8 protein-coding genes are annotated in these 14,906 nt (G+C 62.4%); 3 read left to right on the top strand and 5 right to left on the bottom strand.

Features of this window, described 5'->3' with window-relative positions:
• Positions 1-10 precede the first annotated feature (10 nt).
• A complete protein-coding gene (locus tag IE166_RS02065; RefSeq protein ID WP_189501372.1) occupies positions 11-1,735 on the bottom strand; it encodes an electron transfer flavoprotein-ubiquinone oxidoreductase in 1,725 nt (574 codons plus the stop codon).
• A 212-nt stretch (positions 1,736-1,947) separates the two neighbouring features.
• Between IE166_RS02065 and IE166_RS02060 the strand changes: the two genes are divergently transcribed.
• A complete protein-coding gene (locus IE166_RS02060; protein ID WP_189501371.1) occupies positions 1,948-2,796 on the top strand; it encodes a uracil-DNA glycosylase in 849 nt (282 codons plus the stop codon).
• Here the strand turns inward: IE166_RS02060 and IE166_RS02055 are convergent.
• Together IE166_RS02055 and IE166_RS02050 are read right to left on the bottom strand one after the other, a co-directional pair.
• The gene (locus IE166_RS02055; RefSeq protein WP_189501370.1) at positions 2,793-4,022 is read right to left on the bottom strand and encodes an NAD(P)/FAD-dependent oxidoreductase; all 1,230 of its coding nucleotides are present in this window, start codon (positions 4,020-4,022) and stop codon (positions 2,793-2,795) included. The two genes, IE166_RS02060 and IE166_RS02055, sit on opposite strands and share 4 nt — an antisense overlap.
• Before the next feature lie 122 nt (positions 4,023-4,144).
• Entirely contained in the window at positions 4,145-5,116 is a 972-nt protein-coding gene (locus IE166_RS02050; protein ID WP_385964212.1) for a DMT family transporter, read from the bottom strand.
• A 241-nt stretch (positions 5,117-5,357) separates the two neighbouring features.
• Between IE166_RS02050 and pepN the strand changes: the two genes are divergently transcribed.
• Both pepN and IE166_RS02040 read left to right on the top strand, forming a co-directional pair.
• Positions 5,358-8,015: an aminopeptidase N gene (pepN, locus tag IE166_RS02045; RefSeq protein WP_189501369.1), complete on the top strand. Its 2,658-nt coding sequence runs from the start codon at positions 5,358-5,360 to the stop codon at positions 8,013-8,015.
• 138 nt (positions 8,016-8,153) lie between these two features.
• Positions 8,154-10,484, top strand: a complete 2,331-nt coding sequence (locus IE166_RS02040; RefSeq protein WP_189501368.1) for a PAS domain-containing sensor histidine kinase — start codon at positions 8,154-8,156, stop codon at positions 10,482-10,484.
• An 8-nt stretch (positions 10,485-10,492) separates the two neighbouring features.
• Here the strand turns inward: IE166_RS02040 and IE166_RS02035 are convergent, their stop codons facing one another.
• Positions 10,493-13,459 (bottom strand): bifunctional [glutamine synthetase] adenylyltransferase/[glutamine synthetase]-adenylyl-L-tyrosine phosphorylase, encoded by a 2,967-nt coding sequence (locus IE166_RS02035; protein ID WP_189501367.1) that lies wholly within the window; start codon positions 13,457-13,459, stop codon positions 10,493-10,495.
• Positions 13,434-14,888, bottom strand: coding sequence for an ATP-binding protein (locus IE166_RS02030; RefSeq protein ID WP_385964208.1), 1,455 nt, complete (start codon positions 14,886-14,888; stop codon positions 13,434-13,436). Before IE166_RS02030 ends, IE166_RS02035 begins: the two co-directional genes overlap by 26 nt.
• Between the last annotated feature and the right edge of the window lie 18 nt (positions 14,889-14,906).

The following is a 14,906-nucleotide window of genomic DNA, read 5'->3' as shown; positions in this document are numbered from 1 at the left end:
CCTTTTGCATTTACATGTTGGCGTAGACCGGCCCTTCGCCTCCTTGGGGCGGGACCCAGTTGATGTTCTGGTTGGGATCCTTGATGTCGCAGGTCTTGCAGTGCACGCAGTTCTGCGCGTTGATCACGAAGCGGGCTTCGCGCGCATTGCCTTCGTCGCGGTTCTCACTGCCCTTCTCGCCTTTGGGCGCAGCTGGGCCGCCGGCGACGGAATTGCCGTCTTCATCTACCCATTCATAAACGCCGGCCGGGCAGTAGCGGGTCGATGGGCCGGAGAAGACGCCGAGTTCGGACTGCTTCTGCAAGGCAGGGTCGAGAACCTGCAGGTGGATCGGCTCGTTTTCGTCGTGATTGGTGCTGGACAGGAAGACCGACGAGAGGCGGTCGAAGGTCAGCACGCCATCAGGCTTCGGATAGCTGATCAGGCGGTGCTTGGACGCGGGTTCGGTCGAGGCATAGTCCGGCTTGCCGTGCTTCATCGTGCCGAAGGGCGACCAGCCGAACAGCGTGTTCAGCCACATATCGAGGCCGCCAAGCGCAATGCCGGCGATGCCCAACTTCGACCAGAGCGGCTTGACGTTGCGGACCTTGAACAGGTCCTTGCCGATGGCCGAACCGCGCCAGGCATTTTCGTAGCCGATCAGCTCGTCATTAGCGCGGCCGGCAGCCAGCGCTTCGACGATGTTATCCGCCGCCATCATGCCGGACAAAACGGCGTTGTGCGAACCCTTGATGCGGGGCACGTTGACGAAGCCGGCCGAACAGCCGATCAGCGCGCCGCCTGGGAAGGATAGTTTCGGAACGGACTGGTAGCCGCCTTCGGTAATCGCGCGGGCACCGTAGGACAAGCGCTTGCCACCCTCGAACGTGTCGCGGACGCGCGGATGCGCCTTGAAGCGCTGGAACTCTTCGAAAGGCGAAATGTAAGGATTCTTGTAATTCAAGTGCACCACGAAGCCGACGGCCACCGTGTTGTTCTCGAGATGATACAGGAACGAGCCGCCACCGGTGGAACGATCCAGCGGCCAGCCAAAGGAATGCTGCACGAGGCCGGGCTGATGCTTTTCAGGGCTGACCTGCCAGAGTTCCTTGAGGCCGATGCCGTATTTGCCGGGTTCGCGGCCCTGATCCAGGCCGAACTTCTTGATGATGACCTTGGACAGCGACCCCCGCGCGCCCTCGCCCAGCAGCACGTATTTGCCGAGCAGCGCCATGCCGGGTGCGAAGTTCGGGCCGGGCTCGCCGTTGCGCTCGACGCCCATGTCGCCGGTGATGACGCCGATCACAGCGCCTTCGTCGTTATACATGACCTGAGTGGCTGCGAATCCGGGATAGATCTCGACGCCAAGAGCTTCGGCCCTCGTTGCCAGCCAGCGGCAGACATTGCCGAGCGACACGACATAATTGCCGTGATTGTTCATCAGCGGCGGCATCAGGAAGTTCGGAAGCGGTAGCGAGCCTGCCGGCCCGAGCAGGAAGAACTGGTCCTTGGTAACTGGCGTCTTGAACGGATGATCGGCATCCTCGCGCCAATCCGGCAGCAGCTGGTTGATGCCGGTGGGATCCACAACAGCACCCGACAGGATATGGGCGCCGACTTCGCCGCCCTTTTCCAGCACCACGACGGAAAGATCCGGGTTGACCTGCTTCAAGCGAATGGCGGCGGCTAGACCGGCGGGACCTGCGCCCACGATCACCACGTCAAATTCCATGCTTTCGCGTTCGATCTCGTCCATGACTTCCCTCCGGGGCGCTGTTCCCGAGCGCCTCCAAACACCTGTTAGATCGTGCATAACGCAAGTTTCCTCGCGTGGGCACGTCTTTTTCGACGTTCTAACGGCGCAAAACGTCGCGTCTTTGGAGGTTTTCTAAACTGCGGTTCGCGCTCTTTCCAGCCTCTTGCGATCCGGCGCTTGCATCCGCTCGAAGAGAAGCCGAAAAGGGCATCATGCCAGACAGGATCGATGCCGATATTGAAGCGCTGCTGCGCTTTTATGCCGATGCCGGCTACAGCGATGCGCTGGATGACGAGCCGCATGATCGGTTTGCAGAAAGCGCCAAGCGGGTCATGCCGCATGGAGACACGCGGGCGGCTGCGCAATCCTCAAGGCCATCCGCACCCGCGGCAGTCCCTGTTCCAGCCGCACCGATTGCCGCCGCACCGCTCAGTCAACCGACCATCCCAGCCGAAGCGCAAGCGGCGCGAGCGCGTGAGTTGGCCCGGTCTGCTTCGAATTTGGAAGAGTTACGCGGACTGCTGGACAGCTTCGACGGCTGCAATCTGAAATTCACAGCCAAGCAGATGGTGTTTTCGGACGGCAATCCGGAAGCGCCGATCATGTTTATCGGCGAAGCGCCCGGGCGCGATGAGGATCTGGAAGGACGGCCATTTGTCGGGCGATCCGGGCAGTTGCTCGACCGCATGCTGGCGGCCATCGGGCTTGATCGCGACAGTGTCTATATCGCCAATGTCATTCCTTGGCGCCCGCCGGGCAATCGCGATCCCTCGCCGCTGGAGACCGAAATCTGTCGTCCTTTCATTGAACGTCAGATCGAGCTGGCGGCGCCCCAGGTGATAGTAACGCTGGGCAATCCTTCGGCCAAGGTGATCCTGCAGGCTAAGGAAGGCATCATGCGCATTCGCGGCAGCTGGAAGGTGCACCAGACACCTGGAGGCATGGAGATCCCCGCCATGCCGACGCTGCATCCGGCCTATCTCCTGCGCAATCCCGCACACAAGAAGCTTGCCTGGCGCGACTTCCTTGAGATTAAGGCGCGGCTGAAGAGCGTCGTTTAGCGCTCGAGCGACAGGCGATCCACCAGCGCATTGTCGCCCTCTCCTGCCATCTTGTCTGCGAGCAGCGCTGCCGTGGTGGGTCCGAGCGTAAAGCCCTGATGGCCGTGGCCGAAGTTGAACCACAAGCCCTTGTAACGGCGCGCGGCACCGACCACAGGCAGCATGTCGGGCATGCAGGGCCGGTTGCCCCACCAAGGTTCGTTCTCGACCGGCTCGCCGAGGTCGAACAGCTCGCGGATGCTGTTTTCGGCGCGATTGAGCTGGCGCAAGGCAGGCGCGGCATCGAAATGCGTCAGTTCAGCGCCGGTGAGAACGCGCGAGCCAGCGATCATCGGCGCGATGATCGCGGCGTTTTCGGCATCCATGATCGCGACCGTCGGGCTTTTGCCGCCATGATAGTGGCGGTGGTAGCCGCGCTTGAACAGCATGGGGATACGGTAGTTGAAGCGCTTCAGCAGTTCTGGCGACCACGGACCGAGCGCGACGACGACGTCAGACGCTTCGATCACGCCATCGTCCGTTTTGACCCGCCAGCCGGAAGCGGCCTGTTCGAGCGTCGTGGCATCTCCGCTGACGAAGCGACCGCCGCGTTCTTCGAACAGGCGCGCGTAGTTCGCGGTGAGACCGCCGGGGCTGGAGCAGGTCCATGGCTCGGTCCAGCGCACGGCGCCTTGCAGATCGCGGCGCAGGTTGGGTTCGGCAGCCTTCAACTCGCTTGCGGTTTCGATGCTGATGCCGACGCCGTAGGCCTCGTGCAGACGCTCGGCCGTGCGGGCGCCCTCTTCCATGCGCTTCGGCGTGCGGAACACTTGGCGGAAGCCTTCGCGCTGGATGAGGTTGTCGGAGCCGGATGCCTGAATCAAAGGTGCGTGGTCGGCGGTCGCGCGGTGGATCAGCTGCGAATATGTCTGCGAGATCGTCTTGTAGCGCGCCGGGCTCGAATGGCGGAAATAGCGCAGAACGGGTGCGGCCCAGTTCGGCAGTGAGGTGAGGTTCCAGTTCACCTCGTTGCCGCGCTTGAGCGCGATCGACACCATCGAGCCGAGATCGCGGGGAAAGGCGTAGGGCTCGACGGCTTCGCCCTGGATGATGCCGGCATTGCCATAGCTGGTTTCTTCGCCGGCACCTCGGCGATCCACCAGGACCACCGAACGCCCCTTTGCCTGTAATGCAAGCGCGGTGCTGACGCCCACCATACCCGCGCCGAGAACAATGCAATCCGCCATGATCAAAGTCTTCCCTGCCTTAACGACACTGTCGTGGCACTCGGCTCGCACGGGATCAAGATCGAAGCATCTTTCATCCCAAAGTAAACGTTGCGCCAGGCGGGGAAGTCTTGATCGGGGTTCTACACACCCGGAGACGACGCCTTCTTTGCAGCTGTCCGTTCCAGGCCAAGACGATGTTCGCGCCAGATAACGAAAAGCCCTGCAGCGACAACGATCAAACCGCCGATGATCATGTTGACCGACGCGACTTCTCCGAACAGGAAGTAACCAGCGGCGATCGCAAAGATCATGCATGTGTATTCAAAGGGTGCGACGGTCGACACCTCAGCGTGGCGGTAACCTTCGGTCATCAGGATCTGAGCAACGCCGCCGCAAAGACCGGCGGTGACAAGAAGCGTGAGTTGCGGCCAGCTGAGCGAGACCCAGCCGAAAGGCAGCGTCAGGAGGCCGGCAACGGTCGACGTCAGCGAAAACCACAGGACGATGGTGGCGCTTTCTTCAGTCTTCACCAACCGGCGCACCAGCAACATGGCAACGGCCGAGACGGCTGTAGCGGTCAGCGCGGCTGTGACGCCGGCCGCCTGCGCGTTGGTGAAACCTTCCCCGGAAGTGAACAGCGAAAGGCTCGGCCAGGAAATGATGACGACGCCGACCAGCCCGAACAAGACCGCGCCCCAGCGATAGGCGCGTATCATCTCTCCCAGGAACACAGCGCTGAAGACGATCACGAACAAGGGCTGCGCGTAGTTCAGCGTCACGGCCTCCGGCAAAGGCAGGTGGGTCAGCGCGAAGAACTGCAGGCCCATCGAGGCAACACCAACCAGACCGCGCAGAATATGGCTCGCGGGATGTTGGGTCTTGAAGCCACGCAGAAGCTTGTTCTGCCAGGCCAGCATCAGCATGATCGGCACGATGGCGAAGGCCGAGCGGTAGAACACCAATTGCCCGAGCGGTACATCGCCGGCCGCCTTCAAACAGATGCTCATGCCCAGGAACACCAGGATCGACGAGACCTTCAAGCCGATCGCCAGAAGCGGACGCGAGTCACTCGGTTCGTAGCGCCTGGAGGCAGCTCTGCTGGGAGGTTTCAATTCTAAGTCCGCGGCTATCGGTGAAATGCCATGCTCAAGCAACAAGGCTGAACAGGCTCAATTTTTGCGTCGCACCCCGCTTAAGTGAATTGGCTGGAGCAAGCCAGCATTCATCCGGGCGAAAGTGCTAGGCCACGGGCGTGTTGTCGATTTGTTTCGACGGGCTTCCGTAATATGAAGGCCGCATCAGCGATCCCGCCGCGCCCGTTCAGCCGGCGCGGCTTTTCCCGAGGAAACCGGAATGCGCGTCGACACAGGCCAAGTGTTCAAGCTTGAGGATTACAAGCCGAGCGAATTCCTGATCCCGGAAACCAAGCTGACCTTCAATCTGCATCCAACGAAGACGCTGGTTCAAGCCGAGTTGACGATCCGCACGCGCAGCGGTCAGCCGCCTAACGCGGCCCTTGTTCTGGATGGCGACGAGCTGGTGCTGCGCTCCCTTGCGATCAACGGGAAAGTGCTGGATGCGGCAAGCTACACGGCGACGCCCGACAGGCTGACGATCAACGAGTTGCCGCAGGCCGACACGTTCACACTGTCGATTGAAACGGAAGTGGCGCCGGAGCACAACAAGGCGCTGTCTGGCCTTTATCGCTCAAGCGGCAACTACACGACGCAATGCGAGGCGGAGGGTTTCCGACGCATCACATACTTCCTGGATCGGCCGGATGTCTTGTCGGTCTATACGGTGCGGCTCGAAGCGGACAGCAAGGAAGCGCCGCTACTCCTGTCCAACGGCAATCTAGTGGAAAGAGGGCCGGTGGAAAGCGGCGCGCTGGACAGCGGCCGGCATTTTGCAGTGTGGCACGACCCCTTCCCCAAGCCGTCCTATCTCTTCGCGCTGGTTGGCGGCGATCTCGGTTCGATCAAGGACAGCTTCACCACCGCGAGCGGCCGTGAGGTCGAACTCGGCATCTATGTCGAGCATGGCAAGGAAGAGCGCGCTGCCTATGCGATGGCTGCGCTGAAGCGCTCCATGCGCTGGGACGAGGAGGTGTTCGGCAGGGAATACGACCTCGATGTGTTCAACATCGTTGCCGTGTCCGACTTCAACATGGGCGCGATGGAGAACAAGGGTCTCAACATCTTCAACGACAAATATGTTCTGGCCGACGAAGCCACCGCAAGTGATGCCGATTATGCCGGCATCGAGGCGGTGATCGCGCATGAATATTTCCACAATTGGACAGGCAACAGAATCACTTGCCGCGACTGGTTCCAGCTCTGCCTGAAGGAAGGGCTGACGGTTTTTCGCGATCATGAATTCTCGGCCGACCAGCGTTCGCGCGCCGTAAAGCGTATTGCCGAAGTGCGCGGCCTGCGGGCGCAGCAGTTCCCCGAGGATCAGGGGCCGCTCGCCCATCCCGTGCGTCCGCGGCGTTATCGCGAGATCAACAACTTCTACACGTCGACAGTCTACGAAAAGGGCTCGGAAGTCGTGCGGATGATCCGAACCATCCTTGGCGCGGAAGATTTCCGGCGGGGCATGGATCTTTACTTCGAGCGTCACGATGGCGACGCCGCGACCATCGAGGACTTCCTGCGGGTGTTCGAGGAAGTCTCCGGCCGCGACCTCTCGCAATTTGCGCTTTGGTATCATCAGGCGGGTACGCCGAGCGTGCAGGTTGCGATGCGCCACGATGCCGACAAGCGGGAAGTCACCCTGCATCTGGAACAAGCGCTGGCGCCGACACCCTCCGAAAGCCGCAAGCGGCTGATGCACATTCCCCTGCAGTTCGGTCTTGTGGGGCAGGATGGTCGCGACATCGCGGTGAAGGCTGCGGGTGAAGGCGTCGAAGGCGACGTCATCCACCTGCGCAAGCGCCACCAGACGATCCGCTTCACCGATGTGCCCGAGCGTCCCGTGCTCTCCATCAATCGTGGCTTCTCCGCGCCGATCATGCTGGCGATGGAGCAGACGGCGGAAGACCGCATGTTCCTCGCGCGGCATGACAGCGACCTGTTCGCCCGCTGGCAGGCGCTGACGACGCTCTACACGCAGGCTCTGACGCAGGCCTATCGCACCATTCGTGGCGGCAGCACGCCCGAGTTCGCCCCGGCCCTGCTGGCGCTGGTAGGTGATACGGCGCGCAACGAAGCGCTTGAGCCTGCTTACCGCGCGTTGGCACTGTCCTTGCCGGGTGAAGGCGACATCGCGCGGGAGATCGGCCAGACCATCGACCCCGACGCGATCCTTGCCGCGCGTAACGCGCTGGTGCTTGCTATCGCAGCTGCCAATGCAGATGACTTCGCGAAGATCTACGAGGCGATGGCGGCAAGCGGTCCGTTCAGCCCCGACGCGGCCGATGCGGGCCGACGCTCGCTGCGCAACGTGCTGCTCGATTATCTTTCGGCGCCGGCAGGTGACGTGAAGCGTGCTGCCAGCCGGTATGAAAGTGCAACCAACATGACGGATCGCGCTGCGGCCCTCGCCGTGCTGGCCCACCGCCAGAGCGGATCACCGGAAACCGTTGCAGCGCTTGCAGATTTCGAAAGCCGCTTCCGCCCCGAGCCGCTGGTGATCGACAAGTGGTTCCAGATCCAGGCGACGGTGCCCGGCACGGCAACCGTCAACACCGTGCGCGAGCTCATGCGCCACAGCGGGTTCTCGATCGACAACCCTAACCGTGTGCGCTCGCTGGTGGGTACGTTCGCGGCGGCCAACCAGACGGCGTTCCATGCAGCGGATGGCTCCGGTTACAAGCTGTTCGCGGATGCCGTGCTTGAAGTCGAGCGCCGCAATCCGCAGGTGGCCGCACGCATCGCTACCGCTTTCCGGTCGTGGCGCTCGCTGGAACCGGGCAGGCAGGACAAGGCCCGCCAAGCTTTGGTCGCGATTAGCCAGCACAGGGACCTGTCATCGGACCTGCGCGACATCGTCGAACGGACGCTGGCTTGAGTCTTCTTTGCAACGCTTGGCGGCAAAGCCGACCAAAGGGGCTGGACACGGCGAATCGGGTCTGATTCTTTAGGTTAGATTCGGCAGTGCGGCGTTCTCGGATCTTTTCAGTAGCAAGAGCAATTCGGGGGCCCATTGATGGGAAAGGCGGACGCGTGGCGCGCGGACGGTAAGCGGACGCATGCGCGAGCAAGCGCAGCGAAGCACCGGTCGGCACTGGCGGGAACAGCCCGCTCGCTTGCGCATCCAGCGTATCAGCGCCTGCTTGCGGCCGAGCCGATCCTGCGCCGTTCCATACCCAGCCTGATCGTCGTTTTCCTGATTGTCGTGGCCGCTACGCGCGTTCTTTCGCTGATGACGTCGCAAGACGAGGTCGAGCGCAATGCCCGCACGATCCTTGCGCTGACGGCTGCCGACATCATCCGTGGCTACGAGCATGCCGGCGACACGCCGGAAGCGCGCCAGGCTGCGTCGAGCAGCACGCTGAACTATGCGCGCGGTTTCAGCTCGCTCAGCAATCACCATGTGCTCGCTTTGACCGACGCCAAGTTCAAGGTCACGGCGGTTTCGCCCGACCAGACCGGTTTGCTCGACCGTTCGCTGGAACAGGTCATCATCGGCGGCCAGCCGCTGTTCCTGTTCGGAGAGCGCGCCGGCGTGCTGACAGTGTCGATGAACGGCGAGGAATGGTACGCGGCCATGAGCCTGATGCCGGACCGTTCGGCCGGCGCCATTTCGATGATTTCGCACGAAGCCGTGTTTGCGGAATGGCGCAAGACCGTGTCGCTCAACGTCACGCTCTACGTGCTGACAGCCGGCGTGATGATCGTGATCCTGTATGCCTATTTCGGCCAGGCATCACGCGCTCGCTCTGCCGACCGCATCTATCTCGAAGCGCATCAGCGCATCGATCTGGCGCTTGTGCGTGGCCGCTGCGGTCTTTGGGACTGGGATCTTCACCGCGGCCGCATGTACTGGTCGCGCTCTATGTATGACATGCTGGGCTATGAAGCCTTCGACTCCATGCTGTCCTTCGGCGATGTGGCGGAGATCATCCACCCCGACGACGGCGATCTGTTCGCGCTGGCCAACCGCATCGTGTCGAAGCAGACCGATCAGATCGACCACATCTTCCGCATGCGCAATGCCGAGGGTCAGTGGGTCTGGATGCGGGCCCGCGCCACCGTCGTGGACCCGGATGCCGACGAAATTCACCTGATCGGCATCGCCGTCGATGTCACCGAACAGCGCACGCTGGCTCAACAATCGGAAGCCGCCGACCAGCGCCTGCGCACGGCAATTGAAAGCATCTCTGAATCCTTCGTTCTATGGGACGCCGACAACCGGCTGGTGATGTGCAACAGCAAGTTCGCAGGCGATGTGGGCTTGTCGCTGGACGATCTCGCGGAAGGCACCGAACGCCGCGCGATCGAGCAGCGCATGACGAAGTTCGTATCCGAGCGCCGGCTTGCCAATTCGAACGGGCCGTTCGGCGGCGCGACCTATGAGCGCCAGGTTGCCGATGGTCGCTGGTTGCAGGTCAATGAGCTGAGGACGCGCGATGGCGGCATCGTGTCGGTGGGTTCCGACATCACGCAGCTGAAGCAGCATCAGGAGCGTCTAACCGAAAGCGAGCGGCGCCAGATGGCGACCATTCACGATCTCAGCCTTGCCCGCCGCGCCGAAGAAGAGCGCGTGGCGGAACTCGCCGACCTCAACACCAAATACATGCACGAGACGGAACGCGCCGAGGCAGCCAACCGCGCCAAGTCCGAGTTCCTCGCCAATATGAGCCATGAGCTGCGCACGCCGCTTAACGCCATCATCGGCTTTTCCGAACTGATGGCGAGCGGCTTCTTCGGACCGCTGGGCTCAGAGCGCTATGCGGAATATGCGCGGGACATTAATTCCAGCGGCACCTATCTGCTGGGCGTCATCAACGATATCCTGGACATGTCCAAGATCGAAGCCGGTCATTTCACGGTGGATCGCGAGGAAGTCGATCTCGCACCGCTGATCACCGAAGCGGTGAAGGTGGTTGCCCTACAGGCGCAGGCCAAGGCGATTACCATCGACACCAAGATCGCCGACACTTTGACAGCCTTTGCCGACAAGCGCGCCGTCAAGCAGATCGCGATCAACCTCCTGTCGAACGCGGTGAAATTCACCGGCCAGGGTGGGCGCATATCGGTGCGGGCGCGCCACGCGGCGGGTGCCTTGATGCTGACGATTGAAGACAACGGCTGCGGCATCCCGAAAGACGCGCTGAGCAAGCTCGGGCGGCCCTTCGAGCAGGTGCAGAACCAGATGTCGAAGAACCACACCGGCTCAGGTCTCGGCCTCGCTATTTCGCGCTCGCTTGCCGAGCTGAATGGCGGCTCTCTGAAGATCCGCTCGGTGGAAGGTTCGGGAACGGTCGTTTCGGTCCGCCTGCCCGCTCAACAGCATTCACAACTGCGCGCCGCCTGATCGCACCGCTATTTACGGCGAAGAAGGCGATCGAAGATCGCGCGCACATTGCGCTGGGTGTCCACAAGCAGCGCATCATGGAGGGAAACCTCGGGCGTGTCGGTCGCCCGCAGCAGAATATCGGCCAGTGCCGGCGGCATGTCGGTCTTGTCGAAATCGCCGACGACACAGAGGCGGATGACCTGTGTGACCGCCGTGTAAAGCTGATGGGCCGATACAAGCGTCTCGACAGCGCCTGCGTCGACGAAAGCGGGATCGAGATGGGCGAGCACGGCGGCTGTGCTGGTCTCACGATCCGGTCCGGCCTGAACCGCGCCAGTGAGACTTGCCACCTGCGCGATGAATTCGAGATCGATCAAGCCGCCGGGAACGAGCTTCAGATCCCAGGCGTCGCGTGCGGGCTTTTCTTGCTCCAGCAGGTTCCGCATTTCGACCGCCGCCGCCTTCACTTCCGAGGCTTTGCGTGCAGCCGACAGGATCGCGTGGATTTCGCTGCTCAGCTCAGTGGCGAGCGTGACGTCACCTGAAACCGGGCGAGCGCGTGTCAGCGCCATATGTTCCCAGGTCCAGGCATCCTGCTGCTGGTATTTGCGGAAGGCGTCGATATGGGTAGCGACAGGCCCCTTATTGCCGGAAGGGCGCAGCCGCAGATCGAGCTCGTAGAGGATACCCTTTGAGGTCGGCGCTGATACGGCTGCAATCAGCCGCTGGGTCAGCCGGGCAAAGTAGCGCGAGGGCTCCAACGGCTTGTCGCCATCGGACCATTCGGCGCTTTCAGCGTGATCGTAGATCAGGATCAGGTCGACATCAGAGCCCGCCGTCAGCTCCCGGCTGCCAAGCTTGCCCATGCCGAGGATTACCGTGCGCGCGCCGGGTATGCGACCATGCCGCTGCGCCATTTCGGCTTCCACCGCCGCGAATGCATGGCCGATGGTAAGGTCTGCGAGGTCCGAGAAAGCGCGACCGGCACGCGGCGCATCGATCGCGCCAGTGAGCAGCCGCACGCCGATCAGGAAGCGCTGCTCGGCAGCAAAGATACGCAGCCGATCGAGCGCTTCCTCGAAGCTGGGTGCGCCGTCCAAGAAGGTCACGAGGCGGCCCGACAGGTAATCGCGGCTAGGCAGTTCCGACAGAAGCGCGGGATCAAGCAGCCCGTCGAAGACATGCGGGCTGCGGGTGATCGTTTCAGCAAGCCTCGGCGCGGCGCCCATGATCGTGACCAGAAGGCGCAGCAGCGCTGGGTTGTTCTGAAGCAAAGAGAACAACTGGATGCCGGCGGGCAGGCCTGACAAAAACGCGTCGAAGCGGATCGCTGTATCATCCGCGCGCCGCGTTTCGCCGAAGGCCTGTAGAAGAGCCGGTGTCAGTTCGGTCAGCCGTTCGCGCGCTTCGGCCGAGCGCGTGGCGCGATAACGCCCGAAGTGCCAGCCACGGATCAGGCGGATCATGTCGGAAGGACGCTCGAAGCCGAGCGTGGTCAGCGTTTGCAGCGTGTCGGGATCATCAACATCGCCCGTGAAAACGAGATTGCCAACCTCGTCCGACAGTTTCGGCGCGGTTTCAAACAAAGCCGCGTAGTGCTTCTCGACAGATTTCAGCGCCGCACGAAGGTCGTCGGCAAAAGCGTCGTCCTGACCGTAACCCATCAGGCGCGCGATGCGGGAGAAGCCCTCGTCTTCCTCCGGCACGACATGGCTCTGCTCATCCGCCACGATCTGGATGCGATGCTCGACATCGCGCAGATACCAGTACAGCCGTCCAAGGGTGCTAGCTGCTTCCGTGGTGATCCAGCGCTGATCAGCCAGCATACCCAGCATCGCCAACGTTTCGCGTCCGCGCAATTCGGGATAGCGTCCCCCGGCAATCAGCTGCTGAGTTTGCACGAAGAACTCGATCTCGCGAATACCACCGCGGCCGAGCTTCACATTGTGCCCGCGTACCGCGACATCGCCGTGGCCACGATGGGCGTGGATCTGGCGCTTGATGGAATGCACATCGGCAATCGCCGCATAGTCCATGTATTTACGCCAGACATAGGGGCGCAAATCGCCGAGGAAGCGCATGCCGGCCTGTCCATCACCCGCCACGGGCCGCGCCTTGATCATGGCAGCACGTTCCCAGTTCTGGCCGCGCGCTTCGTAGTAGGCCAGCGCCGCATCGACCGAGATGGCGAGCGGGGTGGAGCCCGGATCGGGGCGCAGCCTCAGATCGGTGCGGAAGACGTAACCGTTGCCGGTGCGGTCATGCAGAATGCGCACCAGGCGGCGCGTCAAGCGCACGAACAGCTCTCCCGCTTCATCGCGGTCAGGGACGGCGGGTGCTGCGGGATCGAACAGAACGATCAGGTCGATGTCGGAAGAAAAGTTCAGCTCACGCGCGCCGAGCTTACCCATGCCAAGCAGGATCCAGCCGCTGCCTTCTTCCGGCTTGTCGGCGTTTGGCAGCTTGAGCTTGCCGCCGTTGTGCGCGTCACGCAGCAGGAAGCGTACGGCAGCACCAAGGCACGCATCGGCGAGGCTCGACAATTGGTGGATGGTCACTTGCGTGTCTTGCGTGCGCGAGAGATCCGCCAGACCGATCAGAGCATGCGCCTCGCCTTTGAGCCGGCGCAAGCGCGTCATCAGCTGGCTTTCCGTTTCGCCCTCAAGCGACGTCAGGATGTCGGCTTCGATCGCTTCAAGCCGCTTGGCCAGCGGAAGACTGAACAAAGCCTCGAGAGCGATGGGGCGCCGCAGGAAGGCGCTTTTCAGGAAGGGCGACAGCGAAAGAACGCTGCCAAGAAAATCCGTAAGCGGCGCGTGACAGCTGCTAAGCACGGCAAGCTGGGATGCGCCCTGCTCCTTCGCGGCAGAGGTTAGGTCTGACAGAGCATCCCGTGCCTCCTCGGCATTGAGCGGCGGCAAAGCTTGTACCGGCTGGCCGAACCAGAGCGTGCCGTCTTCCGCTTGTTTATCCCGGTCTGTCCGCTGTTTCATCCGGCTTCCTGATCATCGGAAAGATCATCGATACCAGCAAACCGGGCTCGGCGTCAGCCAGTTCCAAACGCCCATGGTGGAAGCCCATCACAGCCTTGGCCAAGCTCAGGCCAAGGCCTGAACCCGGCTGCGATCGGCTTTTCTCCAGCCGCACGAATCGTTCGGTCGCGCGCGCTCGATCGTCTTCCGGAATGCCGGGACCGGTATCGCGCACCGACAATCGCGCTTCCGCATCATCGGCGGTCAGAGACACGACGACGCGTGACTCGCCATCGGTGTCTGCCGAATATTTGATCGCGTTGTCGACAATGTTGGACAGCGCCTGCCCGATCAGCTCGCGGTTGCCATGCACGGTCGCGGCCACATCCACAGCGCTTTCCAAAACAACGCCGACTTCCTCGGCCGCCGGCTCGTAAAGCTCTGCCACATCCCTGGCGATCGCCGTCAAATCGACATCCACCATGGCCTCGGCGGAATAGCCGGCTTCAAGGCGCGAGATCATCAGGATGGCGTTGAAGGTGCGGATCAGCTGATCGGATTCCGCGATCGTGCCCTCCAGCACCTCGCGATACTCGGCGGTGTCCTTGGGCGTGCCCAGCGCTGATTCCGCCTTGTTGCGCAGCCGGGTGAGCGGCGTCTTCAAGTCATGAGCGATGTTGTCGGACACCTGCTTGAGGCCCTCGTTCAGAGCCGCAATGCGGGCGAGCATCTCGTTGAGGTTTTCCGACAAACGATCGAACTCGTCGCCGCTGCCTTCCACCGGCAGCCGCCCGCTCAAGTCGCCACCCATGATGCGGCGGCTGGCTTCCGAGATGCGGTCGATGCGGCGCAAAGCCGTTCGTCCAACGAAGAACCAGATCAGCAGCGCGCCGAGGCCCATGATGCCGAGTGTGACGATCAGCGCGCGCTGCACCACCTGGCGGAAACGCTCCGGCTCGCCGAGGTCGCGGCCCACCATCACGATCATCTGGTTTGGCAGGCGCAGCACCACGGCAGTCGCCAGATGCACCGGCTGGGTCGGATCGGCATCGACGGTCGCTTCTTCGCCGTAGCGCGTGGCGCGCCTTTCGCCTTCGGCCTCGCCATAACGCTGATAGCCGAAAGGCCGCTCGGTCCAGCCGAGCTTGTCCAGAACGCCCGGTTGCAGGCTCTGAACGTTGCCGGCGAGAATGCGCCCTTGCGGATCGGTGATGAGGTAGAGGTTCGCGCCGGGCTGCCGGGAACGCATCTCGATGACGCGCACAAGCGACGCCAGCCCGCCGCGCTGGTAAGCGCGTCCAAGACCGGCCATTTCCTCGTTGATCGTGTCCTGGATCTGGCCGACCAACATGCGACCGGACAAGGAGGTCATGTAGAAGACGAGCAGGATGGCACAGCCGGCAAACAGCAGAAGGTAAAGCGCCGACAGCCGAGCTGCCGTCGTCTTCATCGTGGCCGAAAGGCGAGC

It is taken from the genome of Tianweitania populi (assembly GCF_014652875.1).
In the GTDB taxonomy this organism is placed as follows: Bacteria; Pseudomonadota; Alphaproteobacteria; order Rhizobiales; family Rhizobiaceae; genus Tianweitania; species Tianweitania populi.
This window is presented reverse-complemented; position numbering and strand designations above follow the sequence as displayed.

Excerpts from the sequence above, each read along its gene's own strand:
- IE166_RS02065 (WP_189501372.1), bottom strand. The coding sequence starts at position 1,735 with ATGGACGAGATCGAACGCGAAAGCATGGAATTTGACGTGGTGATCGTG.
- IE166_RS02060 (WP_189501371.1), top strand. The coding sequence starts at position 1,948 with ATGCCAGACAGGATCGATGCCGATATTGAAGCGCTGCTGCGCTTTTAT.
- IE166_RS02055 (WP_189501370.1), bottom strand. The coding sequence starts at position 4,022 with ATGGCGGATTGCATTGTTCTCGGCGCGGGTATGGTGGGCGTCAGCACC.
- pepN (WP_189501369.1), top strand. The coding sequence starts at position 5,358 with ATGCGCGTCGACACAGGCCAAGTGTTCAAGCTTGAGGATTACAAGCCG.
- IE166_RS02040 (WP_189501368.1), top strand. The coding sequence starts at position 8,154 with ATGGGAAAGGCGGACGCGTGGCGCGCGGACGGTAAGCGGACGCATGCG.
- IE166_RS02035 (WP_189501367.1), bottom strand. The coding sequence starts at position 13,459 with ATGAAACAGCGGACAGACCGGGATAAACAAGCGGAAGACGGCACGCTC.
- IE166_RS02030 (WP_385964208.1), bottom strand. The coding sequence starts at position 14,888 with ATGAAGACGACGGCAGCTCGGCTGTCGGCGCTTTACCTTCTGCTGTTT.